Here is a 21212-nt window from a genome sequence, read left to right on the forward strand (position 1 = left end):
CCGGGATTCTGAACATACCCGCTTTCGCATGACATCCGCCGCTCGCCTGTCGCGGCATGGGCCGCACCCGGGGCGACGCGATCAACCAGCGCACGGCTGGGCCACGCGCACCGCTTGCCCGCCTGACACATCCGGTGCGCCCGCGTGATCCCCCCAATTTCGTCCACCCGCTCCCGCAGGAGGTGCCCGCGCATGTCCGATCAGCCCAACGAAGCACTGTTTGACCTGGCGACGATCGCCAGCGCCCTGTCCGTGTCCAAGCGTGCCGCGGAAATGCGTGCGGCCAAGGACGCATGGGTCTACCAGAGCCGCAGCGTCCGCGGTGGAAGCAAACGTTACTACGCCGTCTCCGCGCTTCCGGCGCAGGTGCAGGCTGCCTTGTACCTGCATATCGGAGCGCGGCCTGCAGACGTACCGATCCTACCGCCGCCGCGTGTGACCCGCTCCCGGAAAGTTGCCCCGGGCCAGGCCCATATCATGTCCGCCTGGCAGCGATACGAGGCCCTGCCGGAATCGCGCAAAGCCATCGCGCACCAGCGCCTGCGCGCCCTGCAGGCGGTCGAGAGCCTAGTCGCTGACGGTACCGCACTGATGGAAGCACGGCGCCTGGTGGTTGCCCGACTGCGAACCGAAGGGGTGCGCGGTGGGTCCATGGCCAGCCTGGGGCGCTGGGCCGCGGAGGTAAACGGGGTGGAGAAACAGCATCGCCTTGCCCTGCTGGTGCCGCACTATGTGGGACGTACCAGCATGGTCAGCATCCCGCCCGATGCGTGGGACCTGTTCAAGTCGGACTACCTGCGTGTGGAGGCGCCGACGGCCACCAGTTGCTATGAGCGCGTCCAGCGTGTCTGCGCCGCACGCGGCTGGCCGGCGATTCCGTCGCTGAAAACCTTCGAGCGCAGAATCAGGGCCGAAATGCCGCCCGCAGCACTGATTCTGGCCCGGCAAGGTCGCCAGGCGCTGGCGCGAGCATTCCCGGCACAACAGCGCGACCGTTCGATGTTCCGTGCTTTGGAAGCAGTGAACGCGGATGGCCACCGCTTCGATGTATTCGTGCGGTGGCCCGATGGAAGCATCGCGCGGCCGGTGATGATCGGCGTACAGGACCTGTACTCGGGAAAGTTGCTCGGGCACCGCGTCGCGGCAACGGAGTCGGCGGATCTGGCGCGCCTCGCTTTCCGCGATGTCGTGGCGCGCTATGGCATCCCGGAAAAGGTCTGGCTGGACAACGGTCGCGGCTTTGCCAGCAAGCTGCTGACCGGCGGCGCGCCGAATCGGTTCCGCTTCAGGATCCAGCCCGATGACCCCATCGGGGTGCTGACCAGCATGGGCTGTGAAGTGCACTGGGCCTCGCCTTATCACGGGCAAGCCAAACCCATCGAGCGTGCCTGGCGCGATCTCTGCGACCGCGTTGCCCGACATCCGGCCTGTGCCGGCGCCTACACCGGCAATACGCCCACGGCCAAGCCGGAAAACCATGGCAGCCGTGCCGTCGCGCTGGACGACTTCATCCGCCTGGTGGACACCGAAGTGCTTGCCCACAACGCACGCGAAGGCCGGCGCAGTCGTGTCTGCGGGGGGCAGCGAAGCTTCGACCAGGCCTTCGCGTCCAGCTACCAGCAGTTCCCGGTGCGACGGGCGACGGGCGAGCAGCTGCGCCAGCTGATGCTGGCTGCCGAGCGGGTCACCAGCGACCCACGCGATGGCTGCGTGCGCCTGGGTGGAAACCGGTACTGGTCCGCCTCCATCGCCCGCCATGCCGGCCAGAAGCTGATGCTGCGCTTCGATCCGGAACAGTTACACGCCAGCATAGAGGTCTATGCCCTGTCCGGCGTCCATTTGGGAACGGCCGAGTGCATTGCCGCCGTCGGCTTTGCCGACACCGACGCAGCGCGTGAACACGCCCGGGCAAAACGGCAGTTCGTGCGAGCCGCCAAGCAACAGCTCGCCGCCGAACGTCGCATGAAAGTGGCCAGCGTCGCCGCGCAGCTGCCCGGCCCGATCCCTGAAACCCTGCCACCACCAGGCGTGGTGGCCCCACTTTTCGGCCAGGCACGGGCAAGGTCCGCAGCCCCCGCTCCCCTGCGCGCCACCGGCACCGACTCCGACCGCCACCAGGCCTTCAGCAGCCTGATGGAGAGGCTGGCCAACCAACACGCGCCGCCGCAGCGCCGCCCACCCGACCAGAACGAATGAGCCCGCCGTCCGCGCACCTGCCACCCCGCGACCGACCGCGTCCGAAGGGCGCACACCTCACCGCCATACACCAAGGAGATCCCGTGGAAACCGCCCCTCCCGCCACCGCCGCCCCACCCGTGCCCACCGAGATCACCGCCGATGCGGTGTTCACGCTGCGCGAGCGTGTGCGCATGATCGCCGAAGCCGGCAATGGCTACAGCCAGGCGCGTATTGCCAAGGAAAGCGCCATTTCCGGCGCGACGCTGAGCCAGTTCCTGGCCGGCAGCTACGCCGGCAACATCCAGGCCGTCGCCCGCAAGGTGCAGGTCTGGCTGGACCATCACCAGGCCAAAGCCAACGGGGAGACCCTTCCCGCAGCCCCGCATTGGGTGGATACGCCGACAAGCCGACGCATCATCAACGATCTGCGCTACGCGCAGTTGGCCGCCGACCTGGTGCTGATCGTCGGCAGCGCCGGTGTCGGCAAGACCAAGGCCATCGCCCGGTACCAGACTCTCTCGCCCAACGTGTGGCATGTGGAGATGTCGGCAGCCACCGCCTCCCTGCTGCGCTCGCTGGAGGAGATCGCCCTGCGCGTGGGCATCAAGGAACCGCCCATCGGTGCAGCCGCCCTGCAGCGCGCCATTGCCGCGCGCATCGGCGGGTGTGGCGGCCTGCTGGTGATCGATGAAGCGCAGCACCTGACGGTACAGGCCTTGGACCAGGTCCGCTGGTTCAACGACAAGTGTGCCGTGGGAGTGGTGCTGTGCGGGAACGATCGCGTCTATACCCAGATGACAGGGGGCAACCGCGCCGCACACCTGGACCGGCTCTACTCGCGCGTGGGCAAGAAGACCCACCTCAAACGCGCCTGTGTGGGCGATGCCGATGCGTTGATCAAGGCATGGGGAATCGATGACAGCCGCTGCCACGCCTGCATCCGGCGCGTGGCAATGAGGCCCGGGGCGTTACGCGCACTGAACAAGGTCCTGCGACTGGCGGCCACCTACGCCCAAGCCAGCAGGAAGCGACTGGATGCCGAGGTGATCGATGCGGCTGCGCTGGAGCTGGGCGTATTCGAATGAGCCGCCGCCCTGAGACTGCGTCCCGCAGTCAAACACCTCTGGCGCGCAGGACTGTTGCCGCCAGCACTCCCCCTTTCGGAGACATTCGCATGGATTCCAACCCGTCATCTCTACACGCGCACGTCCTGGCCCAACTGCAGGCCTGCCACATGTCCGTCCAGGAACTTGCCAGGCAGGGCCTGTGCGCACGACGGGTGTGCATTGGCGAGCGCAGGGCGGTGATCCTGATCGACCCGCCGCTGGCCAACACGTTCCTGCATGGCGCCATGCGTCGTCGTGAAACCATCAACCACGTCACCCGCACCGTCATGGCCGCGCCCTTGCATGGCTGCCAGGTCGAATGGGAAGTGAGCGAATGCCGCGACCTTGTGACGGTACAGGCATGAACATGGCATGCCTGGAGACCGCCCAGGTGCAGACACACGCCGAGCGGGCGCTTGCCTGCGAGCTCGAGAATGCGTGCAGTGCAGCGATGAGGATCCTGACGGCGCTGGATCAGTCCAACGGAGTGGTGGCGTCTTCCGCACTGGTGCGCGTGGTACCCGACGCGACGCCCCTTGTCGGCTTCCTCGTTTCGCTTCGCCTCCACGAGGCAGGACTGGTGAAGATCGCCGGGGCCGGGCCGGCACAGCGGATCGAGCTGACCGATGCAGGTCGTCGGGCCGCCCAGGCCGCCACGCCACGCCCGATCCGCCGACCTGATGGGCTCTCGTTCGATGTGCGCCTGCACGCCGTTCTCCAGGATCTGGAGGACGCGCTCAATGATGCCTGCGATGCACGACGACCCCACGTCGCGCTCCGCCATCTGCTGGCCGCGCGATCGTCGGTTGCCAAGGCCATCACCGGCTTTTTTCCCCAGCACCATCCCTGATTCGAGATATTTCCATGAACCAACAGGAGATCCACATGAACGGCATTCCGCACGGCTATCGGCAGGACCCGCAAGGTCGTCTGGTCGATGAAAGTCGGATCAAACCCATCGACCTGCTGCGTGACCAGCTGGTCACGGAACTGGTGGCCGAAGCCAAGCAGACGCAGGCGGCGCTGCGCAGCTTCAAAGACCGTGCGTTCAACAACGTCGATGCATTCGTCCAGCTGAGCATCGAGCAGTACCGTGCACCATTGGGCGGGAAAAAGGGCAACGTCACGCTGATGTCTTTCGATGGTCGCTACAAGGTCGTCCGCCAGATCCAGGAGTCGATCCGCTTCGACGAGCGTTTGCAAGCGGCAAAGGCACTCATCGACATGTGCCTCGTGGAGTGGACCGAGGGTGCGCGCCATGAGCTGCGCGCCATCATCAACGACGCCTTTCGCGTCGATCAGCAGGGCAACATCCGCACCACCCAGGTCCTTGGCCTGCGCCGCCTGCCGATCGAAGATCCGCGCTGGCTGCGTGCGATGGCCGCGATCGGCGATGCGGTCCAGATCGTTGGCAGTAAGGCGTATGTACGCGCCTACGAACGCGACGAGCAGGGGCGGTACCAGGCCATTGCACTGGATATGGCCAGTGCCTGAGCGAGTTGGCCAAGGACGGCGGCGCCCAGTGGCTGGGCGCGGCCACACCGGCCGTTGCAGCCATTGAGAGCAGTGACGATGAATGACGGGATCCAACATACAGATGGCAACACGCCACCGGCCGCAACGGACGAGACGGCGCTTGCACCGACTGCACGACGATGGGCGCCGGCGCTGGCCGCATTCGTCGAGGTCATGAACAGTGCTCTTCAGAAACAAGGGCTGACGGAGGCGCAGGCCGCCAAGCTGGCAACAGCCGGCGTACTTGCGCTGGCTTCGTACCTGGGCGGTCGCCAGTTCTACCTGCCGCGTGGCGAGCGGCTGCGCAAGGCATTGCGCGATGCGGAGATCTACCAGCGCGCCAAGCGCGGCAACATCCAGCAACTGGCTGCCGAATACGGCCTGTCGGACATCTACATCTACAAGATCTGCCGCATCCAGCGCGCCCTCCACCGGGAAAAGATCCAGTCCCGGTTCGATTTCGACGACGCCGCTCCCTGAAGCGCTGCGGCGCTGCCTGGCCAGCGCGCGTCCCTGCACCGTTTTTCACTAGCCCAGGTTAGTTCCGCGGCAACAGCAGGCACAGAGATAGTGGACCCATGGAGTGGCGTGCCGACACCGGCCCGGCTACGTCCCACCGGCAGCGTCGTACCCGCTGCCCACCGTCCCTGCTTGGAGCCGCAACCATGTTTCCCTCCGTATCTGGATTGTTCGCCAGCCTTTGCACCCGCTTTGAGCGCGCGGGCTACATGTGGGCATGGCTGCTGTTGAGCATTCTCCTGCTGGGGGCGGTGGCCGGGCTGAACCCGGTCCTGATCGCCAGCTACGCATGGGCGGCCAGCAAGATCACGATGGCCGCCGTCATCGGCTATGGGGTGGATTGGGCTGCCTTCCGCGGCGGAGATCCCCGCCATCTGGAAGGCATCGAGAAATCGATGGCACAGTCGCGGCGGGTCATGCTGATCGCAGCGGCCATGATCGCAGCGGGTCTGATCGGATGAACACGTCGGCCGACCGCGCTGCCGTTGGACTGGGCACGGCCCTGACCACGCTGCTGGCCCTGGCATCGATCATGCCCAGCGCGGCGATCGCCGCTGCGCCTGGCAGGACCGGGACCGTCCGGATCGCACCCTCGTCAGCGCTGTACCGGCATCGCGTGGAACAGGCTGTCACCCGTGCCTGGGGCGTTGAAGGCTCCAGTGCCCGCCTGGCCGCCCAGTTGCACCAGGAGTCCGGGTTCCGGGCCGATGCCACCTCGAAGGTCGGCGCACTTGGCATTGCCCAGTTCATGCCACGAACTGCGACCTGGATAGCCAGCGTGTATCCGCAGGACCTGGCTGGGTTCGACCCATGGAATGCACAGCAGGCGATCCTGGCAGCCGCGCTTTACGACCGCTGGCTGCTGGATCGGGTCGTGCCGCTCGGACCTGGGAGGGTCTCGGCGTGCAGCCGCTGGGCATTCGCGCTACGTGCGTACAACGGCGGGGAGAAGGCCCTCGAGCGCGAACGCCAACTGGCCCGGTCAGCAGGGAGCGACCCTGATGATTGGCTGCAGGTGGCCCGCTACCGCAGCCGTCTGGAGTGGGCGCATCGGGAGAACGTCGGGTACTCCCGACGGATCCTGTTGGACCTGGAGCCGGCCTATCTGGCCGCTGGCTGGACGGGGTCATCGCCATGTTTGTAGCGCCCCCCCTCATTGCGCGCATGGCCCGGCTCGGCAGCCTGGCGCTGGTCGCCGCAGTACTCGGCTTCTGGGCCGGGACGCGCTGGAGCCAGGGCGCCAAGGCACGGCACGAACAGGCGCGGCAGCAGGCGTACATCGTCCAGCTGCAGCGTGATGTGGACCGGCTCCGCGCGAATTCGGTTCAGGCCCTGATGGACTACGCCGCTGCGGCGGGACGACTTGATGATATTGCCGATGCACTGGAGCAGGACCGTGAACAGACCCGATTGCATGCCGAACGACAGCGCACCTCGCTGGCAGCGCTGCTGGATAGCCAGCCTCGGTTACGCAGTCAGCCTGCTGGCGATGACCTCCTGCAGCACTGGAACCGCAGCAATGCAGGCAGGGCTACCGCCCCCGCCGCCCCTGCAGATCCCCTCCAGCCTGGCGCAGCCATGCCCGCCGCTGCCGGCGGCCGCCGATGATCGCTGGGCAACGCTTCTGGCTAACCACGACTTGGTGACACGCGCCTACCATGACTGCCGCGCAGGCAAACACGCGTTGGTCCAGGCCATGCACGAATGGGAGTCCACTGCCTGGCGCTGGTATTGCAGTGCGCTGCCGGCCGGTACTCGGCCGGGACAGTGCCGCAGCGGCGCGTCGACCCCATGAACGCACGCGACGCACGTCAATGATCGGGACGGATCTGGCCTTGCTGGCGGTACTGATGGTGGTGGCCTTGTTGAACCTGGGGCAGAGCCTGGTGTTGGCGTCGCGGCACAACACCCTGCAGGAGCGCATCGCACGGCTGGAGGCGTACCAGCAGACCAACCTGACCCACGCCGAAACCCGAGCCATCTACCAACGGCTGTCCTCGATGGAAGGCCAGATCGAAACCACCCATACCTTGCTCAAGACCGTGCAGGAACATTTGCTGGAGAGAGATGCATGACCACGAAGTCCTTCGCCGATCACCTGCGTGAAGATCGTCGCCTGGTGATTCTACGGATCCTGTGCGATCTGCCCGGATACCGCGCAAACAGCTCCCAACTGCATGCCGCGCTGTACCACCTGGCTGTCGCCAGTTCGCGTGACGACGTGCATACCGACCTGCACTGGCTGCAGGAACAGGGATTGCTCCGCCTGCATGAAACGATGCCCGACCTGCAGGCGGCCGAACTCACCCCGCGTGGCCATGATGTGGCCAAGGGCCTTGCCATGACACCCGGTGTGAGCCGACCAGGCCCACGCTGACAACACACCGCGCGTGGAGGTGCGCGGTCCTCGCACTTGCCGCCCGCCCCGCCTTGCCCCTGCCCCTGCCCACCAGACTGTCCTGACCGTGCCCCGCCCGCCTGCTGCCCCAGGTGGGCGCGTCCGTTGCGCAGACCATCCGCCCCTGTGTCCGCTTCCAGGGCCGCTGCACGCCTGTCTTCTTTTCCCTCCCGTCCACCCCATGCGAGCACCGCTCGCCGGGTGGGCCGACGTGCGACGACGGCGCTGACCGCGAACGCACCCGCAGCGCTGTAAGCCTTCCCACCGCCGCGCCCCGCCCGGGGTGCCCGGCCTGCCCTCGAATGGGCACCACGAGCGATTTAAACGCCTTTCAAACGCCGTTGATCCTGGCCGCCTGCGCACCGCGTGGGGGCGGCGGGCACGCATGGGCGTGCGCACCACCACGACCCACATACCTGGTCCAGCCAACGCAGCCCTGCCCCCGGTGCCGCTGGATCGCCGAACGGTCGAATTCACTAACAGCGGTTAGTCCCGGCCCGAGTGACCGGACGCCAACACTGGGCCCATGACGAAACACCTGCTACCGACACCCCGCCGCAACCCGGACCGACGCGCCTTCCAGGACGACACCGTGTGTTGCAGCCCCCACGCCCAGGGCGTGGTCCTGCCCAGGAGCATCCGATGAGCGTTGGTCCCTTTCCGCTGAGCCCGGTGATCACCCGGCTCCAGCAGCGAGCGCAGGTGCTGGAGCTGGTGGGCGACGCGGCGGGGCTGGCTGACGCCCTCGCCGCGCAGCCGGCGGTCGATGCCGCTGCCTATGTCACCGCCACCGAGCAGAGCAGGCACCTGTTCTACAGCGGCGCCGCGCCGCTGCAGCACTGCGACGTCGAACTGCTCGTGGTGATCTTCGTCCGCGTTCGGCCCGCGTCCGTCGAAGGTCCCACGGCACGCCAGCGCATGGATGCCGACCTCATTCCCGCCGTGCGCCTTGCCCTGCTGGGCTGGGCGCCGGAGGACACACAGGAACCGCTGACCCTGCTCAGCGCCCGTGAGGCGTCGCAATCCGGGCAGTGGCTTGTTTCACACCAGACCTTCGCCAGCAGCTATCGGATGACCCCGCCGCCTGCGTAGGCCACCGGCCACGGCCCGCGACGCGCATGCCAGCTGCTTCCCCACGATGGGGCGTGGCTGACCTGCGGTAACGGTCCGACCGGCCATCGCTCCACCCCGTTGAACCCGCCGGCAGGTGTCGGCACCAAATCCACCATCAAGGAATCGAAATGGCCCAGCCTGACCTCCAACAATTCAAGAAGCGCGGCCTGGCACTTGCCCTGCGCACTGCTGCCGGCGTACCGGTGAACCCCTCTGCCGTGAACAATGGCGTGCTGCTGTTCAACGGCAGCTCGGGTACCGAGTTCGACAAGATCGAACGCCCCCTGGATCGACCGCACTTCAGCGGCCAGCCGTTCGCCGTGGGTGCCAAGCGCGCCTTCATCGAAGGCGAATTCGAGCTGTACCCGCCGCTGACCCCCGGCGCCGCCGCGACCAGTGACGCCGATTGCGGTGTGCTCCTGCTGCCGGCCGGCATGGCGGTAATCAAGGATGCCGATGACAAGACCACGCGTTACCAGCCGATCAGCGCCGATATCGCCGTCGCCGATGCCAAATGGTGGCATGCCGGCACCCTCAAGAGCGTCGCTGCGGCACGCAACAACGTTACCGGCCTGACCCTGGCCATCGGTGACCGCTTCAAGGGCAATGTCCGCATCCAGGGCGATTACACCACCGTCGGTGAAGAGGACCTGCCGTCCATCACGCTGCCGACCACGGTGCCGGTGGTGGCCCGCCACGACAACACCCGCACCACCGTCGCCGTCAACGGCACCGCGCCGCTGGTGGTCTGGGGCAAGTCGCTGGCCATCGACTTCGGCAACACCATCGCTTCCAAGGAATTCAGCAGCCACAAGGAGACCGGCATCAGCGATCGCCTGGCCAGCTGGACGCTGCGGATCGCACGCACCGCGCTGACCGACTTCAATCCGTGGGCAGTCCGCGACGCGGCGCAGACCATCGAAGCCGCCATCCGCGTGAGCCAGGGCGGCAACGTCTACAGCGAGCTGGCCATCCGCGGCCAGATCGAGAACGTCAACGAAGTCGACGTCGATGGCGACTACGGCTGGGAACTGACCGGCCCCTGCGTGGCCAGCAATGCTGGTGGCGACGAGTTCCACATCGAGTTCGGCGACGCCACGCCGTAATCGACCCTGCATACGGCGCCTGCCCTCGGCAGGTGCCGTCAGGCCCCGGTGCATCGCACCCGGCGGCCTGTGCACCACCGCCCTGCGGGGCACCCATGAACCCCCTTCCCAAAAAGGATCGATCCCATGCTTCGCCTGAAGAAAACCACCACCGTTGCAATGCCCATCAAGCTCCGCCTGCCGACGGAGAACCCGGATTCCTTCAACGAAGGGACCATCACCGCGCACGTCAAGATCCTCACCAAGGACGAGATGAAGTCCCTGGCCGAGGCGGAAACCGCCGACGCGGAATACGTGGACAAGCTGCTGGTCTCCGTCGAAGGCCTGGGCGATGAAGACGGAAGCCCGATCAACGGCGACGCCGCGCTGGAACAGATGCGTCGCGGCCCGTGGTCCACCTTCCTGCAGGCCGCCTTCCTGCAGGCGTACTTCGAGCAGTACGGGGATGCCCGGGTAAAAAACTCGAAGACGTCGCGCAGGCCCTGATTGGGAAGGGTCCACGCACCGACGGCGGCGAGAGGGGAGAGCCCCTGGACCCGACCGTCGGTGCGGCGGACTTTCTGCGTGACGGCGGGGCCTCGCGCCCCGAGATCGAGGACGTCGGGGTGCTGGTCGAAAACTGGGTCGCCGTGTCGGTCTTCCGACGTTGCAAGGCGGCTTGGCTCACAGGCATGCATCCCCCCATCTATGGCGGCGTGGCCGCCCAGGAGATCGAAGCGGCCGCGCGGCTTGAACGCGTTCCCGTTGCCGACTACCCGGATCTGTTGGACGCGCTGGATGTCCTGATCTCAACCACCCGCAGTGCGCATTGCACCACTCTGAACTAAGGGACACGCCCGTGACCGACTCCGCCGTTACCTTCCGCCTTACCGCAGAGCACAGCGCCCTGGTCGCTGCGGTCACCTCTTCCAAGGATGCCTTGGCCCTGTTTGGAAGCACCACGCTGGTGGTGAGCCGACAGTCCGCCGAGGGCGCCCAGGGCATCCGCCAGATAGGCGATGCCTCCGGGAGCACGACGCAGAAGACCACGGCAATGACCGCCGTGCTTGAGCGGGCCAAGGGTCTGCTCGGTGCGGACTTCGGCAAGGATGCCGTCAAGAACCTGATCAGCATGGCGGACAGGTATGCGGAACTCTCGGCGAGGATCGCGCTGTCCACCAAGGGGCTGGCCAACGTCGCCGCGGTTCAGGCCGAGGTCTTCGCGATCTCGCAGCGTACCTCGACGGCGTTGGATGGCACGGTGGCGGTGTATGCGACGCTGGCGCGGTCGGTGGACGACTACGGTATGTCGCAGCGGCAGCAGCTGGCCATGACCGAGAGCATCAACAAGGCACTGGCGCTGTCCAACACCAGTACTGGCGGCGCAGCAAGCGCGGTGAGCGCGCTCAGCCAGGCCCTGTCGGAGGGCGTACTGAGTACCGACAAGTTCAATGCCGTCATCAATGCCTCGCCGCGCTTGGCCGAGGCGCTTGCCAATGGCCTGGGCCTGAGCGCCGATGCGATGCGCCGGATGGTCGCCGACGGGGCGGTTTCCGGCCAGATGATGATAGATGCATTGGCACACCAGGCTGGCACCCTGGACACCGAGTTCGCGCAACTACCGCTCACCGTCGGCCGTTCGATGGAACAGCTTCGCAACGCGGTCACCCAGGTGGTAGGCGAGGCGTCGGAGCAGCTGGGCGCATCGAGCACGCTGGCCAGTGGCATTGCCTTCCTGGCCAGCCATATGGGCACCCTGGCCACCGCGGTTGGCGTGGTTGCACTGGCTTACACCAGTGGCCTGGGCGTTGCCCTGGTCAAGAATGCAGCCGACAAACTGCAGGCAATCCTGCAGACCCGGCTGCTGGCCCAGGCCGAGCTGGACGCGGCGCGGGCGGCGGAAGTCCATGCGATGGGGCGGGTGAGCCTGGCCCGTGCCGGCCTGTCCAGTACGGGCGGGCTGGTTGCCGCCGAAGCACAGCTTGCCGCAGCGCAGGCACGCACCCAGGCGGCCACGGAGGCCTCCTCGCTTGCCCTGACCGCCAAAGGTGCGGCCATGCGTGCCGCAGGAACCGCGATGGCGGCGTTCGGCGGACCCGTGGGCCTGGCCATCACCGCCCTGACCACGTTTGTCATGTGGGCACGCAACAGCGAGCAGGAAGCCACGCGCCTGGCCGACTCGGTAAGCAAAGGCTTCCAGTCGACGATGGGCAAGCTGGAGGGTTTCAGCCAAGAAGGCGCGAACGTCGGGTTCGCCGGCCTGGAATCGTCGCTGGGAACCCTCAACGACGCACAGCAGCAGGTGGAGGTGCTCACCCGGCGTTACGGCGACCTGGTTCGCCAGCGCGACATGATGGTGGCGCGGACCGGCTGGGTGTCGCCGGACTTCAAGGCGCAGATGGCCGAGGCCGCCGAGAGCCTTGAGGTCGCCAAGGTCAAACAGGTTCAACTCAGCGACGCCTACCAGAATGCGATCGGCATCAGCCGCGACGCGGTGTTGCAGGCCGCCGGACTGACCGATGCGACCGATACCCAGCGCAGTTCGCTGGAGAAGCTGCTGCAGGAGCTCGCCCGTGAAGGCCAGACCCTGGACCAGATCCGCCCCCACCTGCAGCGGTGGGCCACCGAGCAGGTCAACGTGGAAGCAGCGAACCGCCTCGCCGAGTACTCGTATCGGGACATGGGCAACGCCGCCGGCACCGCCGGTGCGGCGATCAGGCGCGCGACTGGCGACGTTACCGCAGGGTTGCTGAGCCGGATCAACCAGCTGGAACTCCAGGAAATCGAGCAGACCCAGGGCAAGGCGGCCGCGATGCGTGCTGCGGTCGAGCGTGACCTGGCCGCAAAATCCTACGCGCCCAACAGCAAGGAAAGCGAGGCTGCGCGGACTGCCAATGAGTACATCATCAAGATGACCTTGGCGCAGGACCGCCGTGCCGAAGCGACCCGCCGTGCGGCCGAGGCGGACCGGGAGGCCCAGCGCGTCCTGCAGGACAACATTCGACTCGCCCAACAACGCGAGGACTCCCAGGCCAGGTATGCGAGCGATGCCGCGCGCGTGGCCGCCCAGGCGCAGGGCCCGCTGGCCCTTGTCGAAGAAGAGCGCAAGCAGCGCATCACCGAGCTGCAAGGCCTTTTCAACGAACAGAAGCTGCTGCAGGAGAGCTTCGACACATTGAAAGGCGATGCCGATCGGAAGGCAGATGGTCGCATCGCCGACCTGCTGGCCAAGCAGGCCGCCCCCCGGGCGGTGCTCGACACCATGAGCGGCGAAGTCGAACGCCTGAAGATGAGCACCAGTGAGCGCGAACGCTACAACCGGGAGCTGCGCAACGAGCAGGAGATGCGCAAGGCCATCAACGAAGCCAACGAGAGCGGCGCGGCGATCAATGCGGAAAGAACGGCCGGCCTGATCGCCGAAGCCCGGGCATGGGCCGGCGTATCGATCGAGACCGAACGACAGGTCGCGCAGCTGCAGAAGTTCACGGATATCTTCAATACCGGCATCAGCAGCATCGCCGACCTGCTGGCGGACAGCTTCAGCGGGGGCCTGGATGGCTCCAAGAGTTTCTTTGATCGTCTCAAGGACATCTTCAAGAAGGGCTGGCGCGACGTGCTGCGCACGATGCTGGACCAGAGCTTCGTGCGGCCGCTGCAGGAGGGCATGTCCAGGATGATGAACAGCATCATGTCCGGCCTCACCGGCAATACCAGCGAAGGCGGCGTCTGGTCGAGCCTCGGCAAATGGTTCGGCGGCGCGGATGGCGGCGCATCGGGCACCGGAGGGCTCAAGGGCATCTTCCAACAGGTCAAGGGTCTGTTCGGCGGGACCTCGGCGAGCCCAGCGGGCAGCAGCGTGTGGTCGGGCGCGTCGACGTTCACTCCTTCGTTGCTGTCCGGCAGCGGCAGCTGGATGGCTGGCAGCGCCGCGCCCAACACGCTGATGGGCTTTGGCAATAACGTCGGCGGCTTCATCGGTGCCGGCACGGGCACTGCCGGGGTCGGGGCGGGCGTGAGCGGTGCAGGTGCCAGTGCATCCGGGGCGATGGCCGTGCCGATCATCGGCTGGATCATCGCGGGCATGATGAAAAACGCCGAGCTGTTCGACAAGGGCTGGGACATCGCCAACGGGGAGAGCTGGGCGGGCAAGGCAGCCACGTTGGGTGCGGTAGGCCACGCCGATGACATGTTCCGCAAGATCGGCCTCAACGACAAGACCGCTTCGATCCTGTCCGGCTCGTCCATCCATGCGGCGCTGTTCGGCCGAAAGAAGCCGACGGTGGAGGCGCAGGGGTTGATCGGCAGCTACGGCTTCGATGCATTCACCGGGCAGAGCTTCACCGACATCAAGGCCAAGGGCGGCATGTTCCGCAGCGACAAGCGCTGGACCGAGTACGGCGAGCTCGACCAGGGTCTCAACGATGCGTTCGGTAGCATGATCCGCCGGACCCGCAACAGCGTGACGACGTTGGCCGACCAGCTCGGCGTGGATATCGGCGCCCAGCTGGCAACGGTTCGTGTTGACCTGGGCAAGATCAAACTGGACGCCGACCCGGAGAAGGCCAAGGCGCAGCTGGAAGAGTTGCAGGCGGGCATGGTCGACAAGCTGACCGGCACCGGCGTGGGCATGCTGGGCTTCCAGCACCTGCTCGACCGCGGTTTTGAAGCCGGAGATGTGATGAACGGCCTGGCATCGGCCATTGCACTGATGACCGGCACTGCCCAGGAACTTGGGCGGGCGCTGGATGGCTCGGAGATCGACCTGGTCAACCGCACCACCGAGATGTTCCAGCGGCTTGCCAGCACGGCCGGCACCACGATGGAGGAGCAGGTCAACGCGATTACCGCGGCCGCCTCCGGTTACGGAACGGCCGTCGGCGGCGCGCAGCAGGACATTGCCACCGCCGGCTTCAGTGGCTTTGCCACGTCCCTGCTTGCCGTCAAACAGGAGGAGCGCGAGCGCATCCGTACGTTGCAGGACCAGGCCAAGGCACTGGGTGGCCTGACGGCGCGGGAGCAGGACCTGGCCACGGTACGACAAGCCGCACAGGTCAAGACCGATGCCTTGGTGCGCACCCTGGAAGCAGACCTGGTAGACCTTGCACTGGGCCAGGTCGATGACCGGATCCAGCGTCTGGGCGGGGCCGTGGAGGGTACCTCCAGCAAGATCGAGCAGTTCCTGGACAGCCTCCAGCTGAGCGACACCCTGGGCACCGCGACGGATGCAGAACGTCGGGTCACCACCAACGACCTGATGAGTGCTGCCGCGCTGGCCGGCGACGCAGATGCCTTTGCCCAGTACGCGCAGCAGTTCCTTTCCTTGAGCCGTGAGCTCAATGCCAGCGGCGCCGGGTACCAGGCCGACTATGATCGGGTACTGCAGATGGCGCAGAACTTCGGGGGCGAGGGCAACGCCGCATCGCTGGAGCAGCTGTACGCCCAGCGCGACGCGCTCAAGGCACAGCAGGAAGCGGCCAGCCGCCTTGAGCGTGCCCAGCGCATCGCACAAGGCGTCAGCGACCTGGCCGGTGTCCGTGGGGGGGATCCGCTGGACCTGCTGCGCAGCGTAACGGGCCTGTCGCCCGAAGCGCTTGCTGGCGACCTTGGCATGTCGGTCACGGAACTAGGCCAGTACTTGTCCGAGCAGAAGACCGACATCGGCGACCTTGCAGACATCCTGTACGAACTGCCCAAACGCATCGCCTCGGAGATGGTCACCGCCCTGGTCGACCGGGAGGTCCCCGTGGCGCGTGGACAGCCACAGACACCGGCAACGCTGGCGACCGGCACTGGGGCATCGGCCGAAGACACCACCCGCCAGCTGATGTTCGTGCTGCAGAAACTCGACGTCACCCTCGCCCGCCAGAACGTCCTGGCCGAACTGGAGCAACTGAAATGACCCGTCCGGTCCTTCTGGTCGATATCGGCTCATCGCCCCTGCCGGTGGTCACCCCGGTCCAGCACATCGCGGCCAGTTGGGCGCCCTCGGTGTATGTCGCGCCACCGCCGCCGGCACCCACCGCGTTGACCGCCACGTCGGTTGCGGACGGCGTTGCCCTGGCCTGGGCAGCAGGCCCGGGCAAGGGTATCGCCTATCGGATCGAACGGGCGCCGGATGTGGCCGGCGCCCCGGGTACCTGGCTGCAGATCGGGACCGCTGACGCCACGACGTTCACGGCCACGCTCACCGACGTCGCTGGCTACTGGTTCCGGGTCCGTGCCGTGCGCAACGGACAGTACTCGAGCTATGCCTCACCGGTGTACCAATACGCGTTCGTCACCAATCCGCCGCCGCTGGTGCTGGAAATCACCGACGGCACCATCACCATCGATTGCCGATACAAGAGCTTCGTGCTCGTGCTGGACCGCGACGTGGATATCGTCCATTTCACCTTCGTCCGACCCGAAACCACGGTGGTGGTGGACGTGCAGCAGAATGGCGGGGGCAACACACTGCAGTTGCCGCCCCATGTTCGGCCGATCAACGGCGTGCCGTACCGCGCTTCCCCGGTCTCGGGCAGCATCGATGTGGTCGGATTGAAGACCGTCAACGCTGGCGAGTCGTGGTTGCTGACCGCACAGCAACCGGCAGGTGGCGGCAGCGCGTTTGCCGCCGTGGTTGCCCCATCCCCCGCCGAGGCGACTGCCTACTACGATGGCAATGGCCCGGTATCCCCGGTTATCACCGTCACCCTGGCCGAACAGAACGGCGTGGCGCCGATCAGCGTGCAGTGGCAGCGCGCGGACCTGTCCGGTGGTGAGGACTTCCTGTGTTCGGACCGCACGGCGATGGCGCCGGTGTTCAGCGTTCCAGCCGATGTCACTGCGTTCCGCCAGACCCAGCAGTGGACGGCCACTCTGAAGGATCGGGCCGCGCGCGTATTGCAGGTGCAGGTCAGCATCAAGCTGCAGCGGATCGTCACCTACGAGGACCTCTCGGCACTGCTGCAGAACCCGGATTTCGAAGCGGGCAATGCCGGCTGGGACGTGGATGCTCCGATGCTGATTTCCAATGAGGTGCCCTACAACGGACGCTACTCGATGATGCTCGGCACCGGACAGTGGGGAACGTTCGAGGCCCGCAACATGTACTCCGCGGTGGTATCGCCGGGCAACACCCTGCAGGCGCGCTGCATGGTTCACCAGGGCGCGTCGGACCGGTACGCCGCCGGCGGCTGGGTGCGGATCAAGTGGTATGACGCCAACGGGCAGTTCATGTTCAACAGCGACGGCAACAATGTCGATGATGGCAGCGGAGGTGCCTGGCACCCGTCCTCGCTGACGGTCACGGTGCCGCCTGGTGCCGCACGCGCGCGTCTGACGGCCGTGCTGTGGCGCACCCGCCAGAACAAGACCTGCCACGCCGATGCCTTCCAGTGGGCACGCCTGTGACCGCGTCCTATTACATGCTGATGGGCGGCACCAACGGGTACATGACCGGGAGCATTCCGTTCGAACGGACCCAGATCGCCCGGTTCACGCCCCGCTACTGGCGGATCGACGGGCCACGCTCGATGTCCTTCTGCCTCACCAGCGAAAGCAACGGCTTCGATGCGCTGTTCATCGCGCGCTACGCCGACGACCTGTGCGGCATCCTGTGGGATACCCGGGACAGCAAGGACCATGTCTACCTGGCCTACGCGGAGAACCCCGACTACCGCGACTGCGTGTGGGACTTCGATATCCAGGTCTCGGACACGATGCCGTTGCTCAATGATGCGCAGCGTGGCCTGACCATGACGGTCTATGGACTGGATGAGGATGGCTACGAGGCCGAATGGTATGTGGCACTGGCACGCTATGCCGACACCCCCGGTGCACGGTCGGCCCACATCACCATCGACTGGAACACGGTCAAGGCGGGTTTTGCTGCCGACGAGCCGATCAACACAGCCAGCATCAGCCGGGTCATGATCTCCGGCGCAACCTCGCAGTACGATGCTGAGGCCGGGCAGACGCCGCTGCCGCAGGCAGTGGAGGCCTGGATCAAGGTCCGCAACTCGCGCACCCGGGGCAGTGCGGGCAGCCTTGCGCTGCGGGCGCCCACCATCCCGGCACATGCGCTGGGTATCTGCACCAGCTACGACGACCACTACGACCTGACCCCGGAGCGGATCATCGAGAACTGCTACGCGCTGGGCTATCGGGACTGGGTCAACCACTACGTTGGCATGTCCACTTACCCCGAGCGGCGCTGGAGCGACGAGGTCAACCGCTTCGTCGTCGTCGATGCGCCCGGCGTAGACCCGGTCAACCCCGCCTGTCGCCGCTGGCACTCGGATTTCGCGTTGCAGTGCGCGCGGCGTGGCTTCAAGCTGATCCAGTCGGTCAGCTATGAACTGTTCAGCGAAATCTCCAGGCTGGACTGGACCCAGCGCGACTGGCAAGACAACTACGGCGCGACCGGCTGGACACCGCCGTCCTACCTGCTGAGCCACTGCAACATCCAGGCGCAGGCCTGGCTGCACCGTGTGTTCCTCAGTTTCACTGCCCTGGCCGACGCAGCTGGCCTGGACCTGTATGTCCAAGTCGGCGAACCGTGGTGGTGGTGGAACGGTGACTCCCGTCGTCCATGTGTCTATGACTATCCAACGCGACTGGCATTCAACGCGGCCACCGGGCTGTATGCGCCTGAGTTCCCGACCATCGACGCCGACCTCACCGGTACGCCGTACGACGAGTTCAAGGCATTCCTGCGTGATGCGCTCGGCAACTCGGTGCTGGCCATCCGCGATGCAGTCAAGGCCGTGCACCCGCACGCCCAGGTCACCACGCTGTTCTTCCTGCCATCGATCCTGACCCCGAAGGTCGGCATCATGCAGACGATCAACTACCCGGCCACGCACTACGCGTGGCCCAACCTCGACTTTTTCATGACCGAGGCATACGACTGGCTGATCACTGCCCAGGTATACCTGGCCGAGACCGCGATCACCCGTCCCATGGCCGAATTGGGCTATCCGGCCGACAAGATCCACTACCTCGGCGGCTTCGTCCCTGATGCCAACATGGCCGCGCTGCTGGGCTTCAACCCCACCCTGACCTATCGCCAGGAAATCTGGCAGCGCATCTTCGGCAACCTATGGAACAACGCCGAGTTCACCGGACTGACCCAGCACATCTGGAGCTATCCGCAGCTGATGGCCGATTCGATCACCTACCTGCCTGAAGATCACTTCACCCGCTTCTACGCCCGCGATGAGCTATGGCCGGCCGTACGCGACGACACCCCCTATCTGATCGGCGGCGATGGCAGCGTGCCGCCGGGCATTCCCAGTGGTCCGGGCCAGCCGGAAACCACCGTACCCAAGCGACCGGTGAATCTGCGCGCGATCCGCAGCAGTTGGGGTGACGTGCGCATCAGCTGGAGTTCCAGCGTGGATGATCCCGGCGCGATCTACGTGGTGGAGGTCTTGTCCTTCAGCAACCTGGAGGTTCTCTGGAGCGTGACCGTGTCGGACATGTTCGCCTTGTTCCCGGCGACGCAGAGTACGCCGATCTTCGGCTTCCCGCCGACCTACCTGCGCTACCGGATCCGCCGTGTCGCAGGTGCCCGTTCGCAGATCGTGGCGCAGGACATTCCACTGGACGACAGCGTATTCGTTGATCCGCGGCCACGTGCGCTGCAGGTGGTGCGCAACAGCTGGGGGGACCTGTACATGAGCTGGCAGGACGGTGACCTTGCTGAAGGCAGTGGCACGCGCCGCTATCGCGTGGACCTGTTCAACGGACCTGCGACGGCGATCATCGACACTGTGCTGGCGACCGATCGCAACCACGCCGGCTACACCGTTGAGACGCAGCTTTCGCTCATCAACGCCGAAGCGACCTACCTGACCTTCACCGTTACATTGGTGGGTGCCGATGGCAACGCACTGTCGGCACCCAGCCGCTTCTCGGGCGAAATCACGTTGGATAACACCTTCGTCAAGAAGGTGGCCGTGCTCGGGATCAACTCGCTGATCGGCGGATACTTCAACGACCTGTCCGACAGTCAGCATCCCGGCAACACTGGCGCACCGGGCGACAAGCGCTACATCGCCGCGCGCACCTTCCGCACCACGCTGGCCACGCGACTGGGACTGGAGACATGGGAGGTGATCCCGGTCATGGCCGTCATCGGTTCCTCGCCGATCAACCCCATGCCGTACCAGCCAGGCTTCCCACAGGACAACTACTGGTGGGATGCCACCACCCAATCGCCAGGCCCCAACCTGCGCATCGCAGACGGCATCGTGCGCGCCTTGGGCCGCGCGCCGGACTACTTCGTCCAGTCCGGGCCGGGTGAAACGACGGGTATCGCTTTTGCGTCGGCCTCGCAGCGACCGGCCATCCTGGATGCATGGCGCAGTTCCAACGTGGCGATGCTGGCGTGGATGCGTGCCAACTGGGGCAATGCGGCGCTGGAGATCTGGTTCCAGGGCGCCACCACCAGCTGGTGGGGTCCCACCGCGCCGCCCGACGAGGTCAACTACGAAGGCGCGAAACTGCTTCGTGATGTGCAGACGGAAATGGCGTTGAACGTCACCGGCTTCAAGATGGCCTCGTATGTCCCCGACGCGCATCGCTACAGCACCTACCTCAACGAAGCGGCCGATGGCTTGGGATGGGTCCACTACACCCCCGCCGGCTACCATGCGGCCGCCGCAGACGTCGCCGAGGCCTTGGCGCTCGGCCTGAACAGGGCCACGCAACCGCCTGCGTGGGCGCTGGTTCAGCGCCCCATCAACCCGGTGGCATCCAAACGACTGAACAACGACATCGTGCTGTCCTGGGGTTCCGCAGCGCACAGCTTCGTGCTGCGCATCCTCAGCCCGGTCACCAGCGAAGTAGTCCGCGAGAAGCGCATCAGCGGCGGGCCCAGCTATGTGTTGAGCGTGGCCGAGCAGGTGGCACTGTTCGGGTTCGAGGCGTCCTATATCGATTACCGCGTCGCCGAGTACAGCGATGCCCTGGGCGAAGGACCGTTCAACGGCTACACCGGCAGCGTGTACCGCGGCAACCTCGCCACGCCACAGAACCTGACGGCGGTGAAACGCGCCAACGGTGATATCCGGTTCACGTGGACCGCAATTCCCGGGGCCACCTACTGGTTCCGCAATTTCGACGTGGGCAACCTGAGCCTCATTGCCGAGGGTCCGCTGACCACCAACGAGTACGTGTTCTCCATTGCCGAGCAGCACGCCCACTACAACTTCTGGGTGAGCCTGGTGCGTCTGGATGTCTACCAGTACGACCCCGCAACCGACACCGTCGGCCAACCCGCCTATTGGAATGACAATGCACAGCCGGAGTGAC

At 66.0% G+C, this 21212-nt stretch carries 18 protein-coding genes; all 18 read left to right on the forward strand.

All coding sequences use genetic code 11. The features are described 5' to 3' along the window. The first annotated feature begins 192 nt into the window (after positions 1-192). The 18 genes from GQ674_RS17175 to GQ674_RS17260 all read left to right on the forward strand — a co-directional run bounded on the left by GQ674_RS17175 (position 193) and on the right by GQ674_RS17260 (position 21211). Complete coding sequence (locus GQ674_RS17175; protein ID WP_159498027.1) at positions 193-2196, forward strand: transposase domain-containing protein; 2004 nt, start codon at positions 193-195, stop codon at positions 2194-2196. Between the two features lie 83 nt (positions 2197-2279). Further along, positions 2280-3263 carry an AAA family ATPase gene (locus GQ674_RS17180; RefSeq protein WP_159498028.1) on the forward strand — a complete coding sequence of 328 codons (984 nt, stop codon included), beginning with the start codon at positions 2280-2282 and terminating at the stop codon, positions 3261-3263. 89 nt (positions 3264-3352) lie between these two features. Continuing rightward, a complete protein-coding gene (locus GQ674_RS17185; protein ID WP_159498029.1) occupies positions 3353-3649 on the forward strand; it encodes a hypothetical protein in 297 nt (98 codons plus the stop codon). Next, a complete protein-coding gene (locus GQ674_RS17190) occupies positions 3646-4134 on the forward strand; it encodes a hypothetical protein (RefSeq protein ID WP_159498030.1) in 489 nt (162 codons plus the stop codon). Before GQ674_RS17185 ends, GQ674_RS17190 begins: the two co-directional genes overlap by 4 nt. A gap of 35 nt (positions 4135-4169) precedes the next feature. Beyond that, positions 4170-4778 carry a DUF3164 family protein gene (locus tag GQ674_RS17195; RefSeq protein WP_201290172.1) on the forward strand — a complete coding sequence of 203 codons (609 nt, stop codon included), beginning with the start codon at positions 4170-4172 and terminating at the stop codon, positions 4776-4778. Between the two features lie 78 nt (positions 4779-4856). Next, on the forward strand, positions 4857-5279 hold the full coding sequence (locus tag GQ674_RS17200) for a Mor transcription activator family protein (protein ID WP_159498032.1): 423 nt from the start codon (positions 4857-4859) through the stop codon (positions 5277-5279). Positions 5280-5464: 185 nt separating this feature from the next. Further along, positions 5465-5779, forward strand: coding sequence for a putative holin (locus tag GQ674_RS17205; protein WP_159498033.1), 315 nt, complete (start codon positions 5465-5467; stop codon positions 5777-5779). Further along, positions 5776-6462 carry a transglycosylase SLT domain-containing protein gene (locus GQ674_RS17210; protein WP_159498034.1) on the forward strand — a complete coding sequence of 229 codons (687 nt, stop codon included), beginning with the start codon at positions 5776-5778 and terminating at the stop codon, positions 6460-6462. Before GQ674_RS17205 ends, GQ674_RS17210 begins: the two co-directional genes overlap by 4 nt. A 20-nt stretch (positions 6463-6482) precedes the next feature. Further along, the gene (locus GQ674_RS17215; protein ID WP_159498035.1) at positions 6483-6926 is read left to right on the forward strand and encodes a hypothetical protein; all 444 of its coding nucleotides are present in this window, start codon (positions 6483-6485) and stop codon (positions 6924-6926) included. A gap of 206 nt (positions 6927-7132) precedes the next feature. Next, positions 7133-7393: a hypothetical protein gene (locus GQ674_RS17220; RefSeq protein ID WP_159498036.1), complete on the forward strand. Its 261-nt coding sequence runs from the start codon at positions 7133-7135 to the stop codon at positions 7391-7393. Next, positions 7390-7695: an ArsR family transcriptional regulator gene (locus GQ674_RS17225; RefSeq protein WP_159498037.1), complete on the forward strand. Its 306-nt coding sequence runs from the start codon at positions 7390-7392 to the stop codon at positions 7693-7695. The genes GQ674_RS17220 and GQ674_RS17225 overlap by 4 nt, the downstream gene beginning before the upstream one ends. Positions 7696-8358: 663 nt before the next feature. Then, positions 8359-8808 (forward strand): hypothetical protein, encoded by a 450-nt coding sequence (locus GQ674_RS17230; protein ID WP_159498038.1) that lies wholly within the window; start codon positions 8359-8361, stop codon positions 8806-8808. Between the two features lie 149 nt (positions 8809-8957). Beyond that, positions 8958-9935 carry a hypothetical protein gene (locus GQ674_RS17235; RefSeq protein WP_159498039.1) on the forward strand — a complete coding sequence of 326 codons (978 nt, stop codon included), beginning with the start codon at positions 8958-8960 and terminating at the stop codon, positions 9933-9935. A 126-nt stretch (positions 9936-10061) separates the two neighbouring features. Beyond that, positions 10062-10421: a hypothetical protein gene (locus tag GQ674_RS17240; RefSeq protein WP_159498040.1), complete on the forward strand. Its 360-nt coding sequence runs from the start codon at positions 10062-10064 to the stop codon at positions 10419-10421. A gap of 185 nt (positions 10422-10606) precedes the next feature. Next, positions 10607-10762 carry a hypothetical protein gene (locus GQ674_RS17245; protein ID WP_328803810.1) on the forward strand — a complete coding sequence of 52 codons (156 nt, stop codon included), beginning with the start codon at positions 10607-10609 and terminating at the stop codon, positions 10760-10762. A gap of 11 nt (positions 10763-10773) precedes the next feature. Then, positions 10774-15813: a tape measure protein gene (locus GQ674_RS17250; protein WP_159498042.1), complete on the forward strand. Its 5040-nt coding sequence runs from the start codon at positions 10774-10776 to the stop codon at positions 15811-15813. Next, positions 15810-17306 carry a hypothetical protein gene (locus GQ674_RS17255; RefSeq protein WP_159498043.1) on the forward strand — a complete coding sequence of 499 codons (1497 nt, stop codon included), beginning with the start codon at positions 15810-15812 and terminating at the stop codon, positions 17304-17306. The genes GQ674_RS17250 and GQ674_RS17255 overlap by 4 nt, the downstream gene beginning before the upstream one ends. Next, positions 17303-21211 (forward strand): hypothetical protein, encoded by a 3909-nt coding sequence (locus tag GQ674_RS17260; protein ID WP_159498044.1) that lies wholly within the window; start codon positions 17303-17305, stop codon positions 21209-21211. The genes GQ674_RS17255 and GQ674_RS17260 overlap by 4 nt, the downstream gene beginning before the upstream one ends. Position 21212: the final 1 nt, after the last annotated feature.

The sequence above is a fragment of the Stenotrophomonas sp. 364 genome, from assembly GCF_009832905.1.
Taxonomy (GTDB): Bacteria; Pseudomonadota; Gammaproteobacteria; order Xanthomonadales; family Xanthomonadaceae; genus Stenotrophomonas; species Stenotrophomonas maltophilia_AP.

Excerpts from the sequence above, each read along its gene's own strand:
- GQ674_RS17210 (WP_159498034.1), top strand. The coding sequence starts at position 5,776 with ATGAACACGTCGGCCGACCGCGCTGCCGTTGGACTGGGCACGGCCCTG.
- GQ674_RS17175 (WP_159498027.1), top strand. The coding sequence starts at position 193 with ATGTCCGATCAGCCCAACGAAGCACTGTTTGACCTGGCGACGATCGCC.
- GQ674_RS17215 (WP_159498035.1), top strand. The coding sequence starts at position 6,483 with ATGGCCCGGCTCGGCAGCCTGGCGCTGGTCGCCGCAGTACTCGGCTTC.
- GQ674_RS17230 (WP_159498038.1), top strand. The coding sequence starts at position 8,359 with ATGAGCGTTGGTCCCTTTCCGCTGAGCCCGGTGATCACCCGGCTCCAG.
- GQ674_RS17255 (WP_159498043.1), top strand. The coding sequence starts at position 15,810 with ATGACCCGTCCGGTCCTTCTGGTCGATATCGGCTCATCGCCCCTGCCG.
- GQ674_RS17200 (WP_159498032.1), top strand. The coding sequence starts at position 4,857 with ATGAATGACGGGATCCAACATACAGATGGCAACACGCCACCGGCCGCA.
- GQ674_RS17225 (WP_159498037.1), top strand. The coding sequence starts at position 7,390 with ATGACCACGAAGTCCTTCGCCGATCACCTGCGTGAAGATCGTCGCCTG.
- GQ674_RS17245 (WP_328803810.1), top strand. The coding sequence starts at position 10,607 with ATGCATCCCCCCATCTATGGCGGCGTGGCCGCCCAGGAGATCGAAGCG.
- GQ674_RS17235 (WP_159498039.1), top strand. The coding sequence starts at position 8,958 with ATGGCCCAGCCTGACCTCCAACAATTCAAGAAGCGCGGCCTGGCACTT.
- GQ674_RS17185 (WP_159498029.1), top strand. The coding sequence starts at position 3,353 with ATGGATTCCAACCCGTCATCTCTACACGCGCACGTCCTGGCCCAACTG.
- GQ674_RS17240 (WP_159498040.1), top strand. The coding sequence starts at position 10,062 with ATGCTTCGCCTGAAGAAAACCACCACCGTTGCAATGCCCATCAAGCTC.
- GQ674_RS17190 (WP_159498030.1), top strand. The coding sequence starts at position 3,646 with ATGAACATGGCATGCCTGGAGACCGCCCAGGTGCAGACACACGCCGAG.
- GQ674_RS17205 (WP_159498033.1), top strand. The coding sequence starts at position 5,465 with ATGTTTCCCTCCGTATCTGGATTGTTCGCCAGCCTTTGCACCCGCTTT.
- GQ674_RS17195 (WP_201290172.1), top strand. The coding sequence starts at position 4,170 with ATGAACGGCATTCCGCACGGCTATCGGCAGGACCCGCAAGGTCGTCTG.
- GQ674_RS17220 (WP_159498036.1), top strand. The coding sequence starts at position 7,133 with ATGATCGGGACGGATCTGGCCTTGCTGGCGGTACTGATGGTGGTGGCC.